This window comes from Pseudoalteromonas sp. CnMc7-15, from assembly GCF_022347925.1.
GTDB classification, from domain to species: Bacteria; Pseudomonadota; Gammaproteobacteria; order Enterobacterales; family Alteromonadaceae; genus Pseudoalteromonas; species Pseudoalteromonas ruthenica.
Map to the genome: position 1 here is coordinate 422,165 of NZ_JAKRFT010000005.1, position 6,000 is coordinate 428,164.

The following is a 6,000-nucleotide window of genomic DNA, read 5'->3' on the forward strand; positions in this document are numbered from 1 at the left end:
ATTTTTTATGAAGCTGTTTATATTTGAACATTGCCCCTATTGTATAAAGTCATTACTGGTTGCACGCGCCTTGGGGCTAGAGGTGGACGTGCGCTTCCTACTCAACGATGACGAGGCCACGCCCAACCAGTTAGTGGGTAAAAAAATAGTGCCTATTTTGGTAAAAGATGACGATACCGCGATGGCCGAAAGCTTAGATATTGCCGAGTATTTCTGCACTATTGCTAACAAGGAGCTGTCACAGGGAGAGCACTTTAATCATGCCCAACAGTGGGTTGAAAAGCACCTTGAAACCTTTTTACGGCTGACTTTTGTGCGTTGGCCGCAACTGGCCCTGCCGGAATACGCTATTGATACCGCTATCAGCTATTTTCGCGAGAAGAAAGAGCAGCGCCTGGGCGAATCTTTCGATAGCGTGTTAGCCAACAGCGACGCCGACATCGCCACGATGGAGCACGCATTGAGTGAGTTAACATGGCTGCAAACCCCAGAACATATTACTTGGGCCGACGTGGCGTTATTTCCGTTTCTGCGCAACCTCACTGTGGTCAAAGGCTTAACCTTTCCAGAGCATGTACTCAACTATGTCGATACATTAGCCACTGAACACCGAATTAAAACCTTTACCCGCGTTGCTGTTTAAGGAGTACAGATGAGTATTTGGGCCCAAGAGATTGATTTAGCCTTATGTAAAAAGCTTGATTTAGGTGTAGGTGAAAAAGGCACCTTAATGACTAAACTCGGCATTGAGATCACAGAGATAGGCGACGATTACCTGGTCGCCTGCCTCCCTGTCAGCAATGAATTATATAACCCCATGGGTATTGTTCATGGCGGCGTTTACGTGGCATTGGCCGAAACCGTGGCCAGCTACGCCGCCAATTTTGTGGTCGATACCCGCAAATACTACTGCGTCGGCCAGGAGATCAACGCCAATCACCTCAAAGCCTCACGCACCGGCACACTTAAAGCCGTGACCAAGCCCGTGCACCTAGGCGGCCGCTCATCAGTGTGGGAGATAAAAATTTACAACAGCGCTGGCGATTTGTGTTGTATTTCCAGGATGACGGCTGCGGTGGTTGAGAAGCGATCAAAAGGCACAGGGCTCTAAAGCGGGATACTCACCTGTAGGTCAGACTTCAGTCTGAAAATAAATAGGCAATGCTTTAGCCCTGCGAAAGGTGTTTTGAATTGAGCTTTTTCGGAACGTTTCTCAGGATCGGAGAGCAACGTTTAGAGCCTCTAATTAGAGACGCCTTTGTAAACTTCTTATACCAAGACTTTACTATGATCCCTCGATGAAAGCAGGGATGAATAACGATTTTAATGAGCTCATCGACTGTATTCGCAACTCCACTACTTTAAGGCTCTATGAACCGGGTAGAAATCGTGTGAAGTATTTAGAACAGCGTAAACCTAAAGCCACCGGAGGTGTGAACTAATGAAAGCATTATACTTGGCTATCATGGCACTGATTACATTTAGTTGTGCCGCCAATCCCAATAATAAAAACCACCCTTGCGAAGATGCCACCAACAGTCTTGAACTAGAGCAATGCATAGCGCAGAAAAAAGACGAGTCTGAACACCGCCTAACAAACGAGTTAAGGCTTTTACGGGAGCAAATTCAGATGGCTTATGCTGCAGAGGCTGAATTAGATAACACATTAATCGACCAAGTAGAAAAAACTCAATTGGCATGGAGCGATTTTAAGGCTCAAAGTTGTCAACTTGAGGCATTCGAGATTGAGCAAGGCACAAGTGCGTATGAGACCGCTATAAATAATTGTGAGTCGCGTATGAACCAAACTAGGATAAAGGCTCTTTCCCAGATACTTAATTAGCCCTTTGGAGTAGCAAGGCTGAAGCCTTGCCTACAGAGCTACCTCCCCTGTAGGTTGGACTTTAGCCTAACCATATGTGACAAACACATTTGTGTTCTCAGCCCAGAAACCTGGAATGTATTTGTCGGTCACAATCACAAGGCTGAAGGCCTTGCCTACAGAGTAACCTCTCCTTGTAGGTTGGGCTTTAGCCTAACCGTTATGTGACAAACATATTTGTGTTCTCAGCCCAGAAATCTGGAATGTATTTGTCGGTCGCAATCGCAAGGCTGAAGGCCTTGCCTACAGCCTAACCGTTATATGAGAAACACATTTGTGTTCTCAGTCCAGGAATCTGGAATGTATTTGTCGGTCGCAATCACAAGGCTGAGGGCCTTGCCTACAGAGTGACCTCCCCTGTAGGTTGGGCTTTAGCCTAACCATATGTGACAAACACATTTGTGTTCTCAGCCCAGAAATCTGGAATGTATTTGTCGGTCGCAATCACAAGGCTGAGGGCCTTGCCTACAGAGTGACCTCTCCCTGTAGGTTGGGCTTTAGCCTAACCACATGTGACGAACACGTTTGAACGCTAAAGCCCAAATTTTGATGATATGAGCGTCTTTGTCGATTACAAGGCCAAAGCTTTGCCTACAAGGTGACGCAATACACTCATCTCAATTATGATACGAGTGAGATACAACCTAGTTAAAAGCTGTATATTCGCAGAGTATTATCGTCATAGCTGAAGTGTGCCAGCTCCCGTTTTGTTGGGTGAAGGCTGAGACGACCAGGTCCAAAAGTAAGCTCACTCAGCTTAACAAACTGTCTATCGCGATCCTGCTGATAGAGTGCAGTGTCGAACTCCTCTCCCTTGCGCTCGGTTAACACAGCATATTTACCATCACTAGAAAAGTTATGCCGACTGAGGGGGTCAATGACTTCATCAGCATTGCTTTGATATACTTCCTGCGCAGTGGCGCTATTTCCGTCCCATACAAGCCTGTAGAGCGTTTTGCCACTAAGTAGCCAAACTTTATTATTCCATTTACCTAAGCTGATATCATTCCCAAATTCCAGTTGTTGCTTTAATAGCGTATTGGTTTTGTAATTCCAAAAGCGCACTGTATCGCCTACGATGTATGCAATGATAAATTCTGCTTCATTCAGAATAATATGTGTCCGCACTTTACCTCTAACTTCGATGTCATTGATCGTTTGGGCATCAGCTAACTTCCACGCTCTAAGCAAAGTTTTATCACTTAACCATGTTGATAGTTCACGTTGCATCGATAGCACTTCATATCCCATAGTAAAGTCATCGCTGGGGTGAACTCCCGATACGTTAAGCATTCTAGCTGCTGCATCCAAGGAGTTAATGCGCAACAATTCATAATTACCTGAAAGTACGTAGTGGCCTGAGCGACTGACATCGAGATCATAACCTAAAGCAGGCTCAGCCTGATTAATAGATAACAGCTCTCCATTATCCAACAATTTATACAGTTGCGAGCCCGCCAAAAAATACAAGGCTTCATCAGTGTAAGCCATTCTTTGCTCATCTACTGCTGGCGTTAAAGCGAGTGCCTTTAAACTTCCATCAGAAGCGACAACAAAGGCCTCCTTTCGCACAAAAGAGGACAACAGCAACGCCCCTCCGTTGGGGCTATACCCTAAATAAGACACCTTTGCATCCAAAGTTTTAGGCATCATATTTTCATGTTTAATTGTCAGCTGATCTGCCGAAAGACCAAATGAGAAAAAGCATAAAATAAGAGCTAGGAATAAGGGGTTCATCATGCAGCTACAAGCCCGAAGTAATAGGTCATAAAGTCTGAAAAGGTAAGTGATCGTTGAGGGGTAACCGAATGTAATGGCAGCTTTCCTTTCGACATACCCCATGTCGCAACATGTAACTCGATCGCCTTGTTCTCATACTGCGCTAATTCATCAAGGGAAAAACAAAAAGGTAGCATAGCCAAGCTATTAACGCATTAGCAGGAGTTGCAGAAGTAACGAGCTTATAGCATCCGTATTTGCACCTCTATTTCTAGTATATGATCATGCTAAATATGGCTGGGCTAAAGACTGACCTACAACCATATGCTCATTTCTTTTTATAAGCATCAATGTATCAGCCTAATCCCTCTGCATCGACATGGATACACGGAAAATAAGGTTTAAGGTATTCAGTAAATAGCGAATAGAAACACCGGGCTTCAACCTAACAGGAAAAACACCATACCTTTGGCCTTTAATGGGAATTGTTGTAGAGTCATGACTCCCACCATGGAGAACAACATATACAAGGATAAGTATGACAACTCAAAAACAGCTATGGAAACCAAATACTTGGGTTTCAGTCATTTTAGGTGTTTTTATGCAACCTTTCGCGTTCCTTTATGTTAACAGAGGACGGTTATTTTTCGCATATTTGGGCCTTTTTGCACTGGTCGCTCTATTAGGCCCCAAGCTGACACCTTTTTTACCTAGCTACATCGATCTCGCATTTTTATTACTTATATTGATGTTCATCCACACTCTTTGGCTCGCAAAAAACTATGACAGCAACCAACCCCGTAGTTGGTATGCTAACTGGTGGATATCGCTGTTAGGTTTCATCCTATTTCTGGTACTTATATTGTTTACGCGAATCAATGCCTTTGAATTGTTTGCTGCACCATCCTCTTCGATGAGCCCTACGTTAACGCCTAATAGCGTAGTGGTGGTAAATAAGCTCGGTTATGAAAATCATCGCTTAGCGGGCATTCAACTAAAAAAAGAATCCCCTTCCAAAAGGCCTATGCGAGGTGGTCTTATTGTCTTTCAGTTCCCAGAGCAGCTCAGTATCAACTACATAAATCGCGTTGTTGGCCTGCCCGGGGATACGATAGCGCTGAAGGGCAAGCAAGTATTCATTCAACCCGCGTGCGATACGCTTGATGCTCAATGTGCACCTATGCGAGCTCTGCCTCAAATTGAGCAAGGCGCAATAAGCGAGCCGCCGTATCAGGGTTATTCAGAGTCGATAGAGGAACACACTTATAATATCTGGCTAAACAAACATGCTTCCCCACGAACTGAGCGATATTATCAAGGAAAATCAAAGTGGAAAGTGCCGGATAATCACTACTTTGTGCTCGGAGATAACCGTGATAATAGCTTAGATAGCCGCTATTGGGGCTTCGTTCCGGTAGACAACATCATAGGTGAGGTAGCATTGAGCTGGTAGACGCTCTCATTGCAACGCAATGATATCAAGAGGAATGAGTGAGTATAGATTCGCAGATACAGTTGAATCTCACTACGCTGTGAATAATTGGTTGTGGCTAGGCACTGACCCTTGGAATGTGACCGTCTTGGGCGGTTGCAAGGCTGAAGCCTTGCCTACAACATCAGGACCTGTAGGTTGGGCTTTAGCCTAACCATGTGTGAGAAACATATAAAAACACGGTTGTGGCTAGGTACTGGCCTCTGGAATGTGACCGCCTTTGGCGGTGGCAAGGCTTCAGCCTTGCCTACAACATCAGGACCTGTAGGTTGGGCTTTAGCCTAACCATGTGTGAGAAACATATAAAAACACAGTTGTGGCTAGGTCCCGGTCTCTGGGATGTGACCGCCTTTGGCAGTTGCAAGGCTAAAGCCTTGCCTACAACATCAGGACCTATAGGTTGGGCTTTAGCCTAACCTACAACAACACCCAAATTTCAGGCATAAAAAAAGGTCGCCTAAGCGACCTCTTTTTTAGCGTTTTAGCTATATCATTGATTACTCAACGATAGAAGCTACAACACCAGCACCAACTGTACGGCCACCTTCACGGATTGCGAAGCGTAGACCTTCATCCATCGCGATTGGGCAGATTAGCTCTACTACCATCTTGATGTTGTCACCTGGCATTACCATTTCTACGCCTTCTGGTAGCTGGATGTCACCAGTTACGTCAGTTGTACGGAAGTAGAACTGTGGACGGTAGCCTTTGAAGAATGGCGTGTGACGACCACCTTCATCTTTAGACAGTACGTATACTTCTGCTTCGAACTTGGTGTGTGGAGTGATTGTGCCTGGAGCTGCTAGTACTTGACCACGCTCTACTTCGTCACGCTTAGTACCACGTAGTAGGGCACCAATGTTCTCACCTGCACGGCCTTCGTCTAGAAGCTTACGGAACATCTCAA

General features: G+C 45.2%; 5 protein-coding genes and 1 pseudogene. 4 read left to right on the forward strand and 2 right to left on the reverse strand.

Annotated features, from left to right (window positions below):
- The first annotated feature begins 7 nt into the window (after positions 1-7).
- The 3 genes from grxB to MHM95_RS14650 all read left to right on the forward strand — a co-directional run bounded on the left by grxB (position 8) and on the right by MHM95_RS14650 (position 1,843).
- Complete coding sequence (grxB, locus tag MHM95_RS14640) at positions 8-643, forward strand: glutaredoxin 2 (RefSeq protein ID WP_138587373.1); 636 nt, start codon at positions 8-10, stop codon at positions 641-643.
- 9 nt (positions 644-652) lie between these two features.
- On the forward strand, positions 653-1,111 hold the full coding sequence (locus tag MHM95_RS14645; protein ID WP_053909958.1) for a hotdog fold thioesterase: 459 nt from the start codon (positions 653-655) through the stop codon (positions 1,109-1,111).
- 330 nt (positions 1,112-1,441) lie between these two features.
- The gene (locus MHM95_RS14650) at positions 1,442-1,843 is read left to right on the forward strand and encodes a lysozyme inhibitor LprI family protein (RefSeq protein WP_239385640.1); all 402 of its coding nucleotides are present in this window, start codon (positions 1,442-1,444) and stop codon (positions 1,841-1,843) included.
- A 687-nt stretch (positions 1,844-2,530) separates the two neighbouring features.
- Here the strand turns inward: MHM95_RS14650 and MHM95_RS14655 are convergent.
- A complete protein-coding gene (locus MHM95_RS14655; RefSeq protein ID WP_239385641.1) occupies positions 2,531-3,622 on the reverse strand; it encodes a hypothetical protein in 1,092 nt (363 codons plus the stop codon).
- 580 nt (positions 3,623-4,202) lie between these two features.
- On the opposite strand from MHM95_RS14655, the gene lepB reads away from it, so the two are divergent.
- A complete protein-coding gene (gene lepB / locus MHM95_RS14660; protein WP_239385642.1) occupies positions 4,203-5,054 on the forward strand; it encodes a signal peptidase I in 852 nt (283 codons plus the stop codon).
- A gap of 536 nt (positions 5,055-5,590) precedes the next feature.
- Here lepB and tuf read toward each other — a convergent pair.
- Positions 5,591-6,000, reverse strand: a pseudogene (tuf, locus tag MHM95_RS14665) (elongation factor Tu); the annotation flags it as partial.